Origin of the sequence: Prochlorococcus sp. MIT 1300, from assembly GCF_034092375.1 — a bacterium.
Classification (GTDB): Bacteria; Cyanobacteriota; Cyanobacteriia; order PCC-6307; family Cyanobiaceae; genus MIT-1300.
In genome coordinates, this window is sequence record NZ_CP139302.1 from 718,442 (window position 1) to 735,876 (window position 17,435).

16 protein-coding genes are annotated in these 17,435 nt (G+C 39.1%); 7 read left to right on the plus strand and 9 right to left on the minus strand.

The annotated features are described in order from the left end of the window. Nucleotides 1-6 precede the first annotated feature (6 nt). On the plus strand, nt 7-2,571 hold the full coding sequence (locus SOI83_RS03835; protein ID WP_320677323.1) for a hypothetical protein: 2,565 nt from the start codon (nt 7-9) through the stop codon (nt 2,569-2,571). Nucleotides 2,572-3,260: 689 nt separating this feature from the next. Here SOI83_RS03835 and SOI83_RS03840 read toward each other — a convergent pair. Both SOI83_RS03840 and SOI83_RS03845 read right to left on the minus strand, forming a co-directional pair. Next, nucleotides 3,261-3,932 carry a hypothetical protein gene (locus SOI83_RS03840; RefSeq protein ID WP_320677324.1) on the minus strand — a complete coding sequence of 224 codons (672 nt, stop codon included), beginning with the start codon at nt 3,930-3,932 and terminating at the stop codon, nt 3,261-3,263. A 40-nt stretch (nt 3,933-3,972) separates the two neighbouring features. Further along, nucleotides 3,973-4,542 carry a hypothetical protein gene (locus SOI83_RS03845; protein ID WP_320677325.1) on the minus strand — a complete coding sequence of 190 codons (570 nt, stop codon included), beginning with the start codon at nt 4,540-4,542 and terminating at the stop codon, nt 3,973-3,975. 778 nt (nt 4,543-5,320) lie between these two features. On the opposite strand from SOI83_RS03845, the gene SOI83_RS03850 reads away from it, so the two are divergent. Next, complete coding sequence (locus SOI83_RS03850; RefSeq protein ID WP_320677326.1) at nt 5,321-6,172, plus strand: hypothetical protein; 852 nt, start codon at nt 5,321-5,323, stop codon at nt 6,170-6,172. Nucleotides 6,173-6,335: 163 nt separating this feature from the next. Here SOI83_RS03850 and SOI83_RS03855 read toward each other — a convergent pair whose 3' ends face one another. The 3 genes from SOI83_RS03855 to SOI83_RS03865 all read right to left on the minus strand — a co-directional run bounded on the left by SOI83_RS03855 (nt 6,336) and on the right by SOI83_RS03865 (nt 9,030). Then, entirely contained in the window at nt 6,336-7,184 is an 849-nt protein-coding gene (locus tag SOI83_RS03855) for a sulfotransferase family 2 domain-containing protein (protein ID WP_320677327.1), read from the minus strand. An 8-nt stretch (nt 7,185-7,192) separates the two neighbouring features. Next, the gene (locus SOI83_RS03860) at nt 7,193-8,545 is read right to left on the minus strand and encodes a hypothetical protein (protein WP_320677328.1); all 1,353 of its coding nucleotides are present in this window, start codon (nt 8,543-8,545) and stop codon (nt 7,193-7,195) included. Between the two features lie 287 nt (nt 8,546-8,832). Further along, a complete protein-coding gene (locus SOI83_RS03865; RefSeq protein WP_320677329.1) occupies nt 8,833-9,030 on the minus strand; it encodes a hypothetical protein in 198 nt (65 codons plus the stop codon). Between the two features lie 612 nt (nt 9,031-9,642). Between SOI83_RS03865 and SOI83_RS03870 the strand changes: the two genes are divergently transcribed. After that, nucleotides 9,643-9,798: a hypothetical protein gene (locus SOI83_RS03870; RefSeq protein ID WP_320677330.1), complete on the plus strand. Its 156-nt coding sequence runs from the start codon at nt 9,643-9,645 to the stop codon at nt 9,796-9,798. Nucleotides 9,799-10,041: 243 nt separating this feature from the next. After that, on the plus strand, nt 10,042-11,454 hold the full coding sequence (locus SOI83_RS03875) for a zinc-dependent metalloprotease family protein (RefSeq protein WP_320677331.1): 1,413 nt from the start codon (nt 10,042-10,044) through the stop codon (nt 11,452-11,454). A 250-nt stretch (nt 11,455-11,704) separates the two neighbouring features. Here the strand turns inward: SOI83_RS03875 and SOI83_RS03880 are convergent, their stop codons facing one another. The 3 genes from SOI83_RS03880 to SOI83_RS03890 form a co-directional block, all read right to left on the minus strand. After that, complete coding sequence (locus SOI83_RS03880) at nt 11,705-11,905, minus strand: hypothetical protein (RefSeq protein WP_320677332.1); 201 nt, start codon at nt 11,903-11,905, stop codon at nt 11,705-11,707. Next, nucleotides 11,902-12,084: a hypothetical protein gene (locus SOI83_RS03885; RefSeq protein ID WP_320677333.1), complete on the minus strand. Its 183-nt coding sequence runs from the start codon at nt 12,082-12,084 to the stop codon at nt 11,902-11,904. The genes SOI83_RS03880 and SOI83_RS03885 overlap by 4 nt, the downstream gene beginning before the upstream one ends. Nucleotides 12,085-12,482: 398 nt before the next feature. Beyond that, the gene (locus tag SOI83_RS03890) at nt 12,483-12,782 is read right to left on the minus strand and encodes a hypothetical protein (RefSeq protein WP_320677334.1); all 300 of its coding nucleotides are present in this window, start codon (nt 12,780-12,782) and stop codon (nt 12,483-12,485) included. A gap of 296 nt (nt 12,783-13,078) precedes the next feature. On the opposite strand from SOI83_RS03890, the gene SOI83_RS03895 reads away from it, so the two are divergent. After that, nucleotides 13,079-13,507, plus strand: coding sequence for a pyrimidine dimer DNA glycosylase/endonuclease V (locus tag SOI83_RS03895; RefSeq protein ID WP_320677335.1), 429 nt, complete (start codon nt 13,079-13,081; stop codon nt 13,505-13,507). Between the two features lie 12 nt (nt 13,508-13,519). On the opposite strand, the gene SOI83_RS03900 is transcribed toward SOI83_RS03895, so the two are convergent. Next, nucleotides 13,520-14,578 carry a hypothetical protein gene (locus tag SOI83_RS03900; RefSeq protein ID WP_320677336.1) on the minus strand — a complete coding sequence of 353 codons (1,059 nt, stop codon included), beginning with the start codon at nt 14,576-14,578 and terminating at the stop codon, nt 13,520-13,522. A gap of 136 nt (nt 14,579-14,714) precedes the next feature. On the opposite strand from SOI83_RS03900, the gene SOI83_RS03905 reads away from it, so the two are divergent. Then, entirely contained in the window at nt 14,715-15,878 is a 1,164-nt protein-coding gene (locus tag SOI83_RS03905) for a PLP-dependent aspartate aminotransferase family protein (RefSeq protein WP_320677628.1), read from the plus strand. Then, nucleotides 15,875-17,347 carry a PLP-dependent transferase gene (locus SOI83_RS03910; RefSeq protein ID WP_320677337.1) on the plus strand — a complete coding sequence of 491 codons (1,473 nt, stop codon included), beginning with the start codon at nt 15,875-15,877 and terminating at the stop codon, nt 17,345-17,347. The genes SOI83_RS03905 and SOI83_RS03910 overlap by 4 nt, the downstream gene beginning before the upstream one ends. Nucleotides 17,348-17,435: the final 88 nt, after the last annotated feature.

A 17,435-nucleotide genomic window follows, 5' to 3' on the forward strand; every position in this document is an offset into this window, starting at 1 on the left:
TTCCTTATGGGTACTTATGCAACCAATGAAAGAGATGGGCTAACCCTTTCATGGTCAGGGACTGTTGGTGTTTGGGGTGATGAAACAGATAATTGGGCATCAATAATAGATAGCCAAAAAGGTATTACGACAATTGTCCCTACTGCCTCTTGGCAGTTTGGGTCAAGACCAGGATATGTGAACAGATGGGACCAAGGGCTCCCTTTTGCAATCGGAACAAAGGATAACGGAGATTATTTTGTGCTGAGGAGAGGTTCAGGTGCTCAATATATTGGGACTACATATACACCTAGAAAAAGTTATAGTTATGCAAATGTGTACGATGATTATAATACTTACGCAAATAGCAGTTCCACACTTAACCTCGAGAAATTAGTTCAATATGATATAAATGGAGATAACATAATACATAATGATTATGAGATCTCTCTATCGACATCTTCTTCAACGCTCAATGAAAGCAGCACATTAACAACTACAGTTTCAGCAAAAAATGTTTACAATGGCACTACTATTTATTGGTCATTATCTGGCACTGGTATTAGTTTGTCAGATTTTTCCTCCGGTTCATTAACCGGATCAGGTATTACCGAAGGAGATAATGGGAGTTTTACTTTCTCGCATGTTCTGAATAATGATGAGACAACAGAAGGCACAGAAAAACTACAAATAAATTTATTTGCTGATGCTAATAGGAACAATAATCTGATTGATTTAGGCTATCAAGTTGGTTCCACTAAAACTGTATCCATTTTAGATACTTCAGGAACCCCTGGACCTTCTTATTCACTTGAAGTATCAACATCAGCGCTGAACGAAGGAGGAAGTGTAACAACTACAGTAAGCACATCTAATGTAAACCAAGGAACTAATCTTTATTGGACAGTTTATGGTAATAATATAACATCTTCTGATTTTTCTTCTGGCAACTTAACCGGATTTGGAAGTGTTGATAGCAATGGTGAATTCAGTTTCTCTCATTCAATTGCTAATGACAAAACGACAGAAGGTACAGAATACTTCTATGTATATCTCTATAGTGATTCTGCTCGCGCAAGCCTAGTTGGCTCTCCTCAATATGTATATATATATGATACATCCTTAACTACAAGTAGTAATGACTCAAGCACAACAAAGCCTGGCTTGGAGGTTTCACATATCATAGATGGAAGATCGGCCTTCCAAGATTTCAGAGATAAGGTTGAAAACAATACAATAAACATTTGGGTTGATAAATACGGAGAATCTACTCAATTCGATAACACCCTTATTGATGCAAAATCAATGCCGGATTATAGAATTACTTCAATCGATAATATGCTTACAAAATTAGATGGCATCATCGATTTAGATTTCAACCTTGTTAACAACAGATCGGATGCAAATATAACAATTATGCAGCATGATAATCCAGTAGCAGGACAAGAATATGGAGGAAATACCACTTTTTTCAAGAAAGATAATGGTCAGATGAATTTTGAGATTTCATTGACTACAACAAGAAATGATCATGATAAAAATCTAGGTAGCAATTATTGGGAAAATCTAATCTTGCATGAATTTGGTCATGCTTTACATCTTGAACATCCTTTCAAGGGCGATGATGGAGATAAATTTGGTGATCAGGATGACACCAGCGTAGAGGACACAGTTATGGCTTATGGGTCCCCATCTAAATGGGGGGTTTATCCAACATGGTTTCAGGATATAGATATAAAAGCATTAAAAGAAATTTGGGGAGAAGAAACAGGCGAGATATCATCAACTGAAACTGAAACTGAAACTGAAACTGAAACTGAAACTGAAATTAAGACTAGTTACCAATTAGGTAAAACCGATAGCTCAAACAAAATTATTAAAAATTGGTTCTCAAATTCCACAGCTGTATCTTCTCAAAGTACAGATGTTTATAACTCCGAATTAGCGATTACGACCAATACTTGGAATCAAACAATCAACATCAACCGTGTTTCCCGAGCATCATCTTCTGGTGGCTTAATTCAAGCCAAACAAATTACCTTCAACCAACCAGTTAAATCTGGATCAGTCATAGAAGGTGGCATTGGTGCCGACACCGTTCGAGGTTTGGCCGGATGGGATGTTCTCGATAGTGGCGCTGGTGATGATTTAATTCATGGTGGCAATGGACGAGACATTATTACCGGTGGTTCAGGTGCCGATGAACTTCATGGTGACTTTGGCTGGAACACCTTCCGATCCGAGAAAGATGGTGCTAAGGATCTCATCGTCATTAAATCCGACCAACATCTCCACAACTGGATTTATAAAAAAGCTGGTAACAATCCCAATGGCGAAAAGGTCGACATCATCGAGGGCTTAGATGCCAACGATGAAATCAAAATTGTTGGAGTCTTTACTCCTGATCTGACCTTTGCTCAAGCCACAGCAAAAGGAGTTAGTGGTGTGGGCATCTATGCCAAAGGGGCTTTGGAAGGGCTCTATACCGGCGGTGATTTATCCGTTGCTCAAATTCAAGGCATGACGACGGGTGATCCCACCGCTAAATGGAGCTACAGAACCAACGCCACAACGCCTGATCTACTCGCTTAAAACAAGGTCGTTCTCGAGAACCCTGTCTGCAGACAAGACAACAAGATAAAAATTACGCATATCTACTCCACTTTTCTTGAAGTCTGTTTTGCTGCTCGCTCTCAACAACGTTTCAAGGGTGAAATGGACATATCTTTGACCTACTGAATCAAGAACCCTGTCATAGCAATGGGTTTCAAAACGGACTTGCGGTCCGCCGAGAATTTGAATGAAAATTGTTAGAGCAATAAGCCTTTGAAAGGCTTTGGATCATCCCCCAGCGGGACTCACTTACATACAACTCAAAGCTAAAGAGACGATATCGCTGAAATTTACTGCCTAAATGAAATCGATATAGCAACCAGTCCCCATAAGGGTTTTTCTCAACTTTCAAAATGGCACTTTCAAGTTAGACAAACTTTTGACAAACCCTGTTTTCACCGTTGGCCTCTAGTCATAGCAATGGATTTACCGCTCTGTAGAGTACTACTCACGTAAGGTATAGACGCCCAGTCATACCAATCGATTTCGGCGAAAGTTAGACTTTCTTGTCTAACTCTTGTCAAACATTTCCAACCCCCGGATCATCAATCTGGGGGGGGGTTATTTGACCACTAAATTTCACTAATTTATTAGATAGTGAACCAATTCAAGAGAAGCGCTATGCCTTAAATTAAGTTAAAGAGAATGTATTTATTCTTTCAAGAGATTTATTGCCTACACCATCCAAGAAAACACTTTTTCTTGTCAGAAGAAGACTCATACAAACTATCTGGGTCTTTCCCGCTATCAAGATTGTCAGCACTTCTCATTCTTCCAATATTTTCAGGTTCAAGGGAGCCTCCACTTTTTTCGAGTTTCCTAATTTCTTTTATACTACGTTTTTGCCCCATTGGGAGGCCTGTGAGCATTGCCATCTCACTCATTAATCGCTTCGGCTGTTTAGCATCCTTAAATTGCATCAAAATAGAGGCTCTCTTACCATCAGCGTCATATCCATTTACCGCAAAATTATAGTCATGTTTTTTACTTAAAAATCCAAGAAGACCAATTGGGCCAAGGATTATGGTAGTAGCCACTCCTCCTCCAACATCTGTTTTTGATTCTCCAGCAATGCCCCAACTTATAATTCTTGTCGTTGGTATAGATGCATGAGGTGTGGTTATTGTTTCACTATTTATAACTACTTTGTCTATACATTTCTTCTTACTACCTTTACGAGGATCATGACCAAACTTTCTTTGAGATGAGTCTTCCTTAGGGAATAAACAAACTGCCTCATAATTTCCTGCAATGGCCAAAAGAGGATTAACTAGAAATGACCCGGCTAAAACCAACGGGACCAATGGGAAAGAAGCCGAGAGAACAACTTTGGTCTTCACTTGCTACTCCTGATTGCAAAGAAAGATCGTCAGCGACGTATCATTGACGACACCATCCTAAGAAGCATGCTCTTCCAGAAGAATTTTCTTCATAAAGATTGTCTTGGCTCTTGAATTTTCCAAGACCATCAATTCGATCTAAACGTCTTTCATTTCTTCTGATTTGCTTTGCAGAGCGCCTTTGTCCCATTCCTAATCCTGTAACCATTCCCATTTCCTGAATAAATCTTTTAGCTGGCTTTGCATTCTTAAATTGAATCTGCATAGAGGTTTTTTTCCCTTGATCGTCATATCCATTGATAACAAAATTGAAATCATGCTTCTTAGCCAAAAAACCAAGTAGCCCAAGTGGGCCAAAGAAAATCGTTGTAGCAACACCGGTTCCTACAGCTGTAGTTGAGTCACCTCCTCCACCCCAACTTGTCACCCGGCCAGCCGGGATGGAGCCATATGGCGAGCTAATCGCTTCTGGATTAACACTTATATAACACTTGGTTCCGCCACATAAGGCTTTGTAGTCTCCTGCGAATACAGGGGAGGCTAAAAAGGATGGAATTAAGTAAGCGCCCAAAAAAGAGAGGGTTGCGAACTTGAGTCTTTTAATAATCACTTCTTTAAATTTTTCGGGGTAGTAGCAGAACGTAGATTTAATTATTCTGTTTGCACTAGGAAATCTAGATCTTTCAAACGCCGGTTCCATAAAAGCTGCAGCTCTGTTAAAAAAGCTACAAAACCAACGGAGCCTGCACTCTTTCAACAAGATTTCCAAGGTAAACGCGACATATTTTCGACCTACTGAATCAAGAGCCCTGTCCACCACAGGGTTCTTGTGAAGTGACACGCTGTCACTTGAGAATTTATCGGAAACGAGTAAGGCCAAACTGTCATAGGAAGGCTTCTAGTCGTTACCCCCATAGCCCCTATTACTTCAAAAGTCACAGCTAAAGGCGACTGATCGACTGATTTGCTGCCTACATGAAACCAAGCAACCAACCAGTCCCCAACGGGGTTTTGCCCGACTTCCAAAATGGCAGTTTCAAGTTAGACAAACTTTATACAAACCCTGATTTCACCGTTGCCACCTATTCATACCAACAGCTTTCAGCGACGTTCAGCACTACTCACGCAAAGTATAAAATCCTAGTTATACCAAGGTTTTTCGGCAAAAGTCAGACTTTCTTGTCTAACTTCTTCACCCCCAGATCATCATTCTGGGGGTTTTTTATTTGCCACTAAATTTCACTAATTCATCAGATAGCGAGCTAAACCAAGCACAATACATAGAACTATTCCTACGTACCAAGTCGGAATCTGTCTTAATAGGACATTGCGAACAGAATCTTCAAGATTTAGTATTATTTATCTCTACTTTTTCCCTCCAAACATGTATGAGAGTATTTTTTAATCATATTGCAAAATGTGGCGGGACAACAATTAACCTCCTAGCCAAATCAGAATACAAAGAAAATTATCACGTTCTCTCACCCAGTACATCTATAGGTGAATTGACATATTGGTTGTCCAAGAAAGTATTCTTTATAAGTTCGGAAATCTATGGAGTTAGTCCTTCACACTTAGGATTAATCATGAAGGATCCAAATATAACTCGTATTATACTTGGCAGAAATCCAATAAGTAGATTTAAAAGTTTTTGCGGTCATTCAGCAAGGAATCCTACAAAAAAATATGCAGGGGGGGTCGAATGTGGGACAAACCAGGTATACATACCACAGGCTGTTAGCATTAACTTTTGGTTGAAAGCTGCTCTGAAGAAAATCGAACTAGGTTTGAATAGTTCCCAAGCTGAGTACAGTTTTATTGATCCAACAGGACTTCCTATAACTATTTATTCTCAATGGTGGCTTGCTTCTATTCAATCTGTTTATGATCCAAATTCAAAAAGCTCCATATTCTATGGAAAGAATTTTTTTGGTCATATATGTCAAACCAGGAAAATAGCAACTTCTACAAGACAAACACTACCTAAATACATCTCAACCTATATCCGGAAATTCTACCAAGTTTATGGAATTACTGAATGCATGCCAGATTTTCTCAAAAAGTTAGAGTGTTTAGGAGTTTTATCAGCAATACCTGAGTCGATTCCCAAAGCAAATTCATCGGAGGAGATTCAGCTTAAACTCAAGAGTTCCTTCGAAATAGATGAAATTCTTTTAGCCGATTACTTTTCAATTTTGCCAGAAGAGTTCTTCTTTTACGAGGCCTGTATGGACCCATAGATCGGCCGAAAATAGAGCCTTTCTTGCCAGCAAATTTCACTAATTCATCAGATAGTGAGCCAAACCAAGCGCAATACATAGACCGATGCCAACGTTCCCATCACCGCTTGATTTCTTAAATACCAGCGCATAATTCCGTAAGTACTATTAAATTGATTCTAATTTAAAGGGCAAAGAAGTAGTCCCACAAATAAAAGTCAATTGGGTATTGAATGAAAAACTTAACAGCAAGTTCTGTCTTCAGATTATCCAATTTGCTCTCTTCTCCTACATTTACTCTCTCAAGGCTATTTGCATAATCATAAGTTTTCTTCGAGATTATGTCTGCATCTAGCAAGTCTGTTATAAATTGATTCATTTTCTCTGTTGTTCCAACTACAGCATATTCAGGACCTCCTATGAAATCGAACAATTTTTTATTCACAAAGAAATGCTTGATTCCAGAAGCAACTAACCCTCTAATTTTTGCATTTGCAGTAAAAACATTGTCCGGATTACCTAAAGAGAATGCCATGGTTTGGCCTATGGTATTTGCAAAATCATAAACACTTTCGTTTTCCCTTGAATCATTAGTCATCAAACCTATCAGACTATCAATGCTCACATCTGCGTAATGATAAGTAGGGTTAAGATTTTTCATGGCAATTAGGCTGGAATAAGAGAAGTCCTTATATGGCCCTTTAAGAAGTCTCGCATAAGAATAGTGTTCATAGCGACCCTCTCTTCTGTTATGTTTTACACCTGAGATAAGTCTTGCGAGTGGATGCCTAAAACATGTAACAAACTTAACTTCTTCGTATTGGGATATACCTTGTTTTAGTGAATCAAAATAGTCCTTATCAATAAACGTATTGTGAATACTAATGCAACTTGCATTTTCAGGGAAATTAGACTTCTTTATATCTTCGCTTGTAAGGGAGTAATATAAATCACCATATTCTTTTCTAAGAATAGTATTTATATAGCTGCCACCTGTTTTAGGAATGTGATTGTAAACTACCAATCTTTTCATAAGTTGTTTTACGCGAGCAGATCAGGCGTTGTGGCATTGGTGCGATAGCTCCATTTCGCGGTGGGATCACCAGTAGTCATCCCTTGTATTTGACCAACGGATAAATCCCCTCCGGTATAGAGAGCTTCTAAGGCGCCTTTGGCATAGATGCCAACACCACTGACACCTTTGGCTGTTGTTTGGGCAAAGGTTAAATCTGGAGTGAAGACCCCAATGATTTTGATTTCATCAAAGGCATCTAAGCCCTCGATGATGTCGACTTTTTCTCCATTGGGGTTATTGCCGACTTTGCCATATATCCAATTGGCGAGATGTTGATCTGATTTGATGGCAATGAGATCTTTGGCGCCATCTTTTTCTGAGCGGAAAGTATTCCAACCAAAGTCACCGTGGAGTTCATCGGCACCCGCACCACCTGTGATGATGTCTCGCCCATTACCGCCATGAATCAAGTCATCGCCTGCTCCACCATCCAAAATATCCCATCCGGCCAAGCCTCTTAATGTGTCACTGTTATTGCCACCAAGGAGAACCGAGCCTGATTTAACTGGCTGATTGAATTCAATCTGCTTAGCTTGTAAATAACTCCCGTTACTCGAAGCCTCTGAAACACGATTGACTTTGATTTCTTTGCTCCAAGTAGTTGTTTCTATTTTGAGTAACTTTTCAGGAGAAAGGTCTAAAGATCGACTGGGCCTATCTGATGTGCTGGCAAATAATTGACCAACTAAATCTTTGGTGCTAGTGGTTGTATTTAGTTCAAAAGTATTGATTTGATTGGATCCACCCCCAGAATTTTCACCACCTAATGACTTAGATCCATCTAGAAAAGTTTCCCAGGGATTGTCCCACCAACCATCATATAAATATTCAGAATGAATTTTGCCTTCTATTGAGTTTCTATCTCGAGAAGGTGTTGTGCCTATTATTTCTATATCACTATCTGTAATCTCATAATTTTGATAAGCATAATTTACTCCAGTCCAAATATCATCTAAATTAACACTAGGCCAGGTTAATTCCCTAAAATAACCTGGGTTGATCTCGTAAGAGCGGGCTATTTCTTTGAAAGTCCCATCCTTGTAAAAGCTTGCAACCGAAAATGAGAGATTTTTTATTGTAAAGGAAAATAAACCCCCGTCTGAATTGTAATTGAAATCACCATTTGTACTTACGACCCTCCAGTAAGAAGTCGGTAAATAATGTTCTCCATTTTCTCCAGTATGCTCATGCAATTTTAGATTGGCAACGAAACCATCATCAGCAAGTTCATATAAATAATCTGCCTCATCTGTAGATGTTTTCTGCCCTGAATATAAATAAAGGTCTATTTCTTTTTCATATCCCCAATAGTTACTCATAATTATTTAGACGTACTTACGAAGCATTAGTTTTCAATTAAGGAGCAACGAAGATCCTTAAATCAGCCAAAAAGGTACAAAACCTTAAGGCAGCCCCCCTCTATCTGTGAATAGGTCGTAATACCTAGAGTATCTAGGAAGTCTAGGCGGTCTTCTTCTTCGCCCCCAGGCTTTGGCTTGGCAGATTGGGATAGGTCTATGTATTGCTACGTTTCAAACCAAACCCCATAAGATTAAGCATTGGTGATCTCAGTCCCCTCTCATGCTGATGTTTTTAATTAAAAGACTTACTCCTCGCTCTTCCATTCTCTATACCATTGACGATCATCAAGCCAACGGATGACTATCCAATTAATGAGTATTGAAGCTATTGAAAGCCCATAGAATGAGGCGTTCTCAGAAGCAATAAAAAATAGAAGAGTTGGCACTATCGTCATTATTGCCGAAGTAAGCAATGCCCTTCTAGGGGACATTTTTGTTCTCATGAATAAATCTTCTAAGAAGAAGTGGTGTAACTCTTTCCGTAAGTCTGATTACTTTGCTCCGTCTCAACAACATTTCGAGGGTTAAAACGACATATTTTCAAGCTGATGAATCGAAGCCCCTTCTCCACTACTGGGTGTTTAGTAGACGGACCAAGTCTCCGTGAGTACTTGTAAGAAGCCAGGAAGACAAACAGTGATGGGCAGGATTGTCGTCATCCCCCCAATAGCAATAGGCTCTATTCCATTCATTGATCACAGCTGAAGGCTCCTGATCGCTTCATTTACTGCCTAGACGAAATCGAGTTGCCAACCGGTTCTCAAAGGAGTCCCACTAGTGAGTAATTGGTTTGGCGACTCTAGAACTCTTTCTTCTCAAAGTGAAGATATTTGGATACCCAAGTCAGCATTTAAACCGATATTTAGGATCAAATAATAAGTATCATTGGTCTCTCTAGAGGCTCATCTTCAGGAGGCTTAATTCAAACCAAGCAAATTATCTTTAATCACCCCCCTTAAATCCGGCTCGTTTAGAAGGTGGAAATGGAACTGACACATTTCAAGGCTTGGCAGGCTGCGTTGTTCTTGATTGCAGCGCGGGAGATGATTTAGTACATGAGAGCAACGGACGAGAGAGACATCGCAACAGTTCATGCTTGTGCTGATGAAATCTACGAAAACGTTGACTGGAATACTTTTGTTCAGGACCAGGTGAAGCAGAAAACTGATCTCAATCAAATCAGATCAGCATCTATGCAATTGGATTTATAGCAAATCATGGAATTTGGATTTTGGCATCGCAACAGGTGATCTTGGCATTGGAGAAGTAACCGCAAAGAGAGGTAGTGGTATTGGGAGCTACAGTATGTTGCTTTAGAGGGCTTTATTCAGCCAAAACGACCATCAATCGAGACAATAGTCACGCTCACACCTCATTGTTGCGACCCAACAGGAGTAGCAACACCAGATTTATTAGTTTAGAAGTTATATTGAAGTGCTTAGAAATCAACTTCAATGCCATCGATAGCTAGTGAATACCTAATAGATCAAGGATGGGTTGATATCACCAGAGATATAGTTAAGTCAGATAATTACCTTGACATTTATCTGCACAATAAAAAGGGTCCAGTCTATGTTGGGGGAGGAATGTATGGTGCACAGTACATTAACAGTTTAATAATAAATGAAGAATACCGAATATTCATCGAAGAGCAGGTTTTGTCTATCGATAAAGAGTTAGACCTTGATTTTCGTTTTGTAGGTAATAGCAGAGATAGTGATATAGCTGTTTATTTTGATTCTGACATCAACATAGAAGGAGATAGTGGTGTTCTTGGCTTAGCTGTTCTAAATTCAGAGGCCAATAGAAAATATTGGGAGATATTCATTGATGAACCAGCATTCGCCGGTGATACAAACTATTTAAAATACGCATTAATACATGAGCTAGGACACACGTTTGGGCTTGAACATCCTTTTGAAAGTAGTGATGGAGATATATGGGGAGGGATTACTTCGCCATGGCTTAGTGCCTACCCAGAAGATACAGTTATGGCTTATAGGACACCTAGGTTAAATTATTGGCCAAATAACTTCTCTGCAAATGACATGAATGCCTTAAGTTCAGCGTGGCCTGAGGAAAGCAAAGAAGAAGGCACCAATATTGTATATAAATTTGACAACAAAGCCAATTTAAAAGATTTATTAGGTTACTGGTTTGACTCACTTGAATCTGGAAGCTTACAGAAAATAGATTCACCTGAAAATAGACTTCTGGAGATAAAAACTAATACATGGGGTGATCATATAAAGATAAACCGAATCACAAAATCTTCAGCTGATGGGAATGAAATTGTACAAGCCAAACAAATTATTTTTAACCAGCCAATAAAATCTGGTTCTCTCGTCCATGGCAGCTCCAGCAATGAAACCCTAAGAGGTTTAGCCGGATGGGATATTTTGGATGGTGGAGCAGGCGATGACTTGATTCATGGCGGTAATGGGCGAGACATCATCACAGGTGGTGCGGGTGCCGATGAACTCCACGGTGACTTTGGTTGGAATACTTTCCGCTCAGAAAAAGATGGCGCCAAAGATCTCATTGCCATCAAATCGGATCAACATCTATTCAATTGGAACTATGGAAAAGCTGGTAATAATCCAAATGGCGAAAAAGTCGACATCATCGAAGGGCTAGATACCAATGACGAAATCAAAATTTTAGGTGTATTTACCCCGGAACTAAGCTTTCAAGAAACCACCGCCAAAGGCCTCAATGGGATTGGCATATATGCCAAAGGTTCTCTAGAAGCTCTTTATACAGCTGGTGATTTATCAGTCACTCAGATTCAGGGCATGACAACCGGTGATCTCAATCCGAAATGGAGCTTTAGAACGAACACAAAAACTCCTGATTTATCAGCTTAAAAATTAATCTTTCCCAGTACTTTGTCGGGAAGTTCATTCATTTGGGACGGACTACTCCTAAATAGAAGTAATGAGTCAGGTATTTAACTTACATTTTTTATGTAAAATATACTTAATACATTCCTCAGAGAACTAGGTATTTTAGGAATAAAGTATGAATCCATGTAAATTTCAACATTGAAACTTGGCCTCCTAAAATGAAGTACTTGATCTTAGGAGGCCTTTAAACACTATCCATGGTTTTAAGGATCTATTCAAGAGATATGCCATCAAAAGACTTTTCATCTCTAGCTACATAAAATCTAGCTAATCTCTCAGTCCTAAGATTTTTTATTCGTTGATTACTTAAATACCACAAGTGGTCCCTTTCATAGGGGGCAAACTCAAAGAACTCTAAGATTGCTTCATAGGAAGCATTAAGGTCTAATGCTCTATATTTGGTATTATTCATACCTCATACTCTCTATCTTGGAGCTCACATTCACGCAACCAATACTCATCATATAAATCATTCTGCTTAAGAGTAGGCATGAAATTCATGCGGCTAAAAGCCATGGCAGGACTAGCATTAAATCGATTCATGATTAATTTAACTAAATCAAGTCTGCGAGATACATTTTTCTTTCTCATAACAGAAAAGCAACGTATATGGAATATATTGAGCAAATCAAGGGTTGGTAGTATCAACTTTTACATAACCTTAACTAGTGGACATTTATCTTGAAACCCTCGCTAAACAGAGCATCAATTACTACATAACCTGTCATTTATGTAGCAATTCAAACTAAAAGAGTTGCTCAACTGAAAAGTTCTATATTCAGAAAGTTACGCTGCATCATCCTATGAACTGTTTAAATAAATCGGATTACTAACCAATATTATGGCTTATTTAAAAATTTTTAAACCTTGTAAAAAATTAAACAAGCATCCAATTGCTATTCTTAAGGCCTTAGATGCAACTAATATTCGTGCCCAACTATTCTCAGCTTAACCAAGTCATGTATGAAGTAATAATTCAAACGTTTATGTTACCTGTAAGAGTCAAAGCCTGAAATAAACGGAAAGACTTGGTCATCCTCAAATACTGAATTTTCATAATTTTGATCTTCGGCAACAACGTCTTGATTCCCTAAATCGTTATCTTCTTCACTTGGAAGCATTACCTTGCTCTCAGAACTATCGATATTTTCATCCTGAAGAGGAGTTTCCTGAGAGGGAGGAGTCCAACCTTTAATCAAAGCTTGAACAGGGGCATTAAAAAAAAGAAATGTTGTACTTACAAAGACTAGCGGCGCAACCAGCAGCAACAGTTTCTGAATAGTCTTCATCAGCATTTGGTTGAATAGCACCTATGCACATAATAACTATATGGGATTACCTGACAACAGGCCTCGAGGAGGCGCGTTGTTTAGACTTGTTAATCATCTTTAAGAATATATTTGTAGAGACTCTATGTATAAAATGAATTTACTCATAATAAATATAGAAAATAAACATTAAAACTTTAATGGGAGGTACCTTTAAAATCAAATAAATACGACAATCTACCTAGCTCAGAGAATAGTGTAGATAAAAGTTAAAAGTTTATGAGATAGTAAAATAATTTATTTACAAGTGCAACAAGATGACCAGGATTAATTTAGTATGTCCTAGAGAATTGTCAGACCAGCATCTTTTAGCCGAATATCGTGAGATTTTTATGGTCGGCTCTGCTTTACAAAGATCCTTAAAGGCTAAATCCTGGAACAAAACTATTAAAGAGCTTCCCCAAGAGTTTACATTAAATAAGGGGCACGTCAAGTTCTTTTATAACAAAGGAAAGTATCTTCATAAAAGGTATATTAGTCTGATCAAGGAAATGCAATTGAGAGGCATGAAGACTGATCCTAACCGTAAATTCAAAAGAGATCAATGGCCAAATGAACTTTATAACGACTGGGCCCCTAATGCAAAAGACCTAAGAATAATAAGGGAACGAATTAAACTGAAAATTGATCAAAAACCAGAATGGTATAGGTGGTCTAAAAATACTCTAAGCTCAACAACTAAGTAAACAAAGAAATATTTATATGGTATCCGCTATAAATTTAAGCTCATTTTTCCAACAGCCGAAACGGCTCTGCTTTAACAGCTGTAAGTAGCTGCCATAACTACAACTTGGCTTAGCTAATTCATACCATCTCTCATCGGGGTAAAGAGGTAATAAAATTGTAGCTTTTTTCCCCATAGAAGCACAAAGATGCGCTAAAGCAGTATCAATGGTGAAGACGCGAAAATCTGATATTAGGGTTATAAGGTCAATTAATTTTTTGTCGAATGGTGAATACAGATCAATGCCCATACCCTTCAGGATGAATTTCTCCCACAAATTCCAATCTGTTATATCAATAATTACGACCTTTGGGTATTTATCTCGTAGTTGTTTATAAAAGCAACAAACATCTTCGAACTGAACAGAACGCATAAAACAAGAAAGCAAGTCATCAACTCCTTTAGATTGCCAACAAAAAACAAAGCCTTTTGAAGTATCTCCAGAGCTATAGGAATCAATCAACCATGATGCATAGCTCAGACGAGAGTACATATAAGAAGTAATTAGTTCAAAGTCCAATGAGGTATAACATGAAACTGGATCATCACTTTCATTTGAAATTATAGTCCATTCCACGAAAGGTAAATATTGTAAAAGTTCACCAAATTGCTCAGCTCTACCTTGACTTATCTCCACATGAACTGATTTAGCTGTAAGACTATTCCACCAAAATAAAAGTGAGAAAAATTGTAGGTGGTCTCCTATTCCGCCATTAATATTTATCCTAATACTAGAACTATCTTTGCTAGATCTCGACTTAAACTCATTAGCAACTTTCTCCATTCGTTTTTCTGTAACCAATGTCAAGTAAGGATTTGCCTTACCTTTAATACGAGCAATGCGATAATGGATCTTCTGCTGATAAAGAATTGGCAGTTCATTTGTGTAATCAGCAAGCCAATCTTCCACCTCTTCGTACAGGCCAAGGCTTAAACCCCAATGAACCAACTGAGGCAACTGAGGGTGGGCTGGGGAAGCCCGCCATGCTTCTTTCAACCACTTGCGAGCATGGTCAAGATCATTTGTGAACAATGGCCAGGGTGATTGGTTTACAAGCAATGCAAATTGGTTTTAGAACTAACTAAGATCCATTCATAAGACCTTTAGGAATTAAAAGGTAGAACCTTGCTATTCCGTAGCCTTATGAAAGCACTTCCAAAGAGTGGTCTTGGCAAACCAAAACCCTAAGAACCTTCCTGGCCTAAATACAAGAGCAATCCATCACGGCAAAAGCTTCGCGTCCGAGACCGGAACGGTCATGCCTCCGATTTTTCCCAGCTCAACCTTTATGCATGGGAACCCAGAAGGCTTCGACTACACACGCTCTGGGAACCCCAATTTCCGCATCCTTGAATCATTGCTCTCATCTATTGAAGTCTGTAAGTTTTCGTCAGTATTTGCTTCTGGAGTAAGCGCTATTACCGCTATAGCCTCAACTCTCAAGTCAGGAGATCTCGTGCTATGTGAGGAGAATTTATACGGCTGTACCGTTAGATTATTTGAGAAAGTATTTGAGAAATTTGGTATAAGAACTCAATGGGTCGACTTCACAACTCCCGAAGCATTAAATACTATAAAAACTATTAAACCAGCCATGGTCTGGCTGGAAAGTCCGACTAACCCACTTTTAAAAATTATAGATATAAAAGAAGTTTGCGAAGTAGCTTCTTCAGGGGGAATACCTGTAGTAGTTGACAATACCTTTTCGACACCAATTATTCAGCGTCCCCTAGAACTTGGGGCAACACTTTCGTTAACCAGTACAACTAAGTATATAAATGGCCATTCGGATGCACTTGGAGGGGCAATATGTACACATGACAAGCTGTGGCAAGAGCGATTGTGCTTTGCACAAAAGGCACTTGGACTACAGCCATCACCTTTTGATTGTTGGCTAATTACTCGTGGGATTAAAACCCTCCCACTGAGATTAGAACGTCAGGTCGCTAATGCAGCTGCTATTGCTGATGAACTCGCAAAACATCCAAGAGTCAACTGGATTCGCTATCCCTTCCGCTCAGACCATCCCCAACAAGCAATAGCGAAAAAGCAAATGCAATCCGGAGGAGGAATAATTACAGCGAGGGTTAATGGGGATGCCAAAGATACTTATCTTTTCTGCAAAGCTCTTAAGCATTTCACCATGGCTGAAAGCCTTGGTGGAATTGAAAGCCTGGTATGTCATCCTGCAACGATGACTCATGCTTCAGTTGATTCAGAAATGAAAAAGCACTTAGGAATAGATGAAAATTTGGTGCGATTTTCAATTGGGTGTGAAGATTTATCGGATCTAATTGATGACCTAAATCAAGCATTTGCACAAACCAAGTGAGTCCAAGAGATCTTCTAAAACACCCATGCTGGTCCGCCAAGGACCTTGGCGCTGCCTTGCCAGACAGCCCTCACGCAGTCTCCGTGGCCCTACCTAGATGGAATGATGTTGTTGCCTATGAAGAAAAAGATCCCATATGTACAAAAGCCCTAAAGGCAATTTATCCACGTTTCGGTCTTAACCCACTGGTTTCAGAAGTTGCCAACCAAGCAATTCGACTAAGCGGTTTCGCAAACAGCACTGCCTGGCCATACCCAGATCTAAAAACAGCAAAGAAAGCTCAACTTCATTGTCAAAAAGTTTGTCAAAATGCACAAACATCTATCACTGAGTTTCATGGATTGCACTGTTTGATTGCAAGCAATGAAACAACCGCAGATGCTAAGGCTTTTTGGCAACACACTGGCCTTGGAGCCTCCTCTAGACAAGCCGCAATAGCACTAAACAAAGAACAAGCTCCATTACAAAAGTCAGGCATTGAAGCTAGAGATAAAATAATAAAACGTTTGGCTAAAATTTATGAGTGTGAGGAGGGTCTCTTTTCCCTTCATCCTTCAGGGATGGCAGCTCTATATAGTGCTTTAGAAGTAATTACAGAATTACAACCTGGGAAACCCACAATCCAAATAGGTTTCCCATACGTAGATGTACTCAAACTTCCACAAGTTATTTTCTCAGGGGGTGAGCTAATACTAGAGACGGACCTATTAAAATTAAGTAAAAAACTAGATCAAATAAAACCGGCAGCAATCATCATTGAATTGCCAAGCAATCCATTGCTTCAATGTATTGATCTACAAGGAGTCTCAAAGATCGCTCATCAAAAAAGAATACCTGTGATCGTTGATGACACAATTGGCTCAGCTGTAAATATAAATGTCCTGCCATATTCTGATATCGTTTTCACCTCACTCACCAAAAGTTTTGCAGGACGAGGAGACATCCTTGCAGGTTCTCTTGTTATTAGCCCTCATTCTCCTTGGCGAGAAGTACTTTTAAAAAAAGTTCAAGCAGCCTCATTTAGCTCACTATCAGACTCCGATAGTATTGCTCTGGAACTAACCAGCCAAGATGTAATTAATAGGCTAATACTTTTAAATCAATCCTGCTTAACCCTAAAAAAAAGGCTTGAGCAACATCCTGAAGTTTCAAGGGTGCTACACCCAGAAAAATGTCCAAACTTTCATTCTCTTATGCGCCCTGGTGCAGGACATGGTTGCTTGCTGTCGTTCGAACTTAAGGAAGGCATCTCAAAAGCAAAAAGATTTTATGATGCCCTGGAGGTCTGTAAAGGTCCCAGCCTTGGTACAAACTTCACCTTGGCTTGCCCATATGTGCTTTTAGCTCATTACAACGAATTGGAATGGGCTGAAGAATGCGGATTGCCAAGACATCTCTTAAGAGTCTCAGTAGGGCTTGAAGAACCAGAAAATCTCTGGCAAAGATTCGAAAAAGCATTTAGGGCTTAAACATGAAATCCACACAGATATTTGTCATATCGAAATCAGCCGGCTGGAAGAGACCTAAATTCAGGTAATTGATTAGATCGCTTCAAGC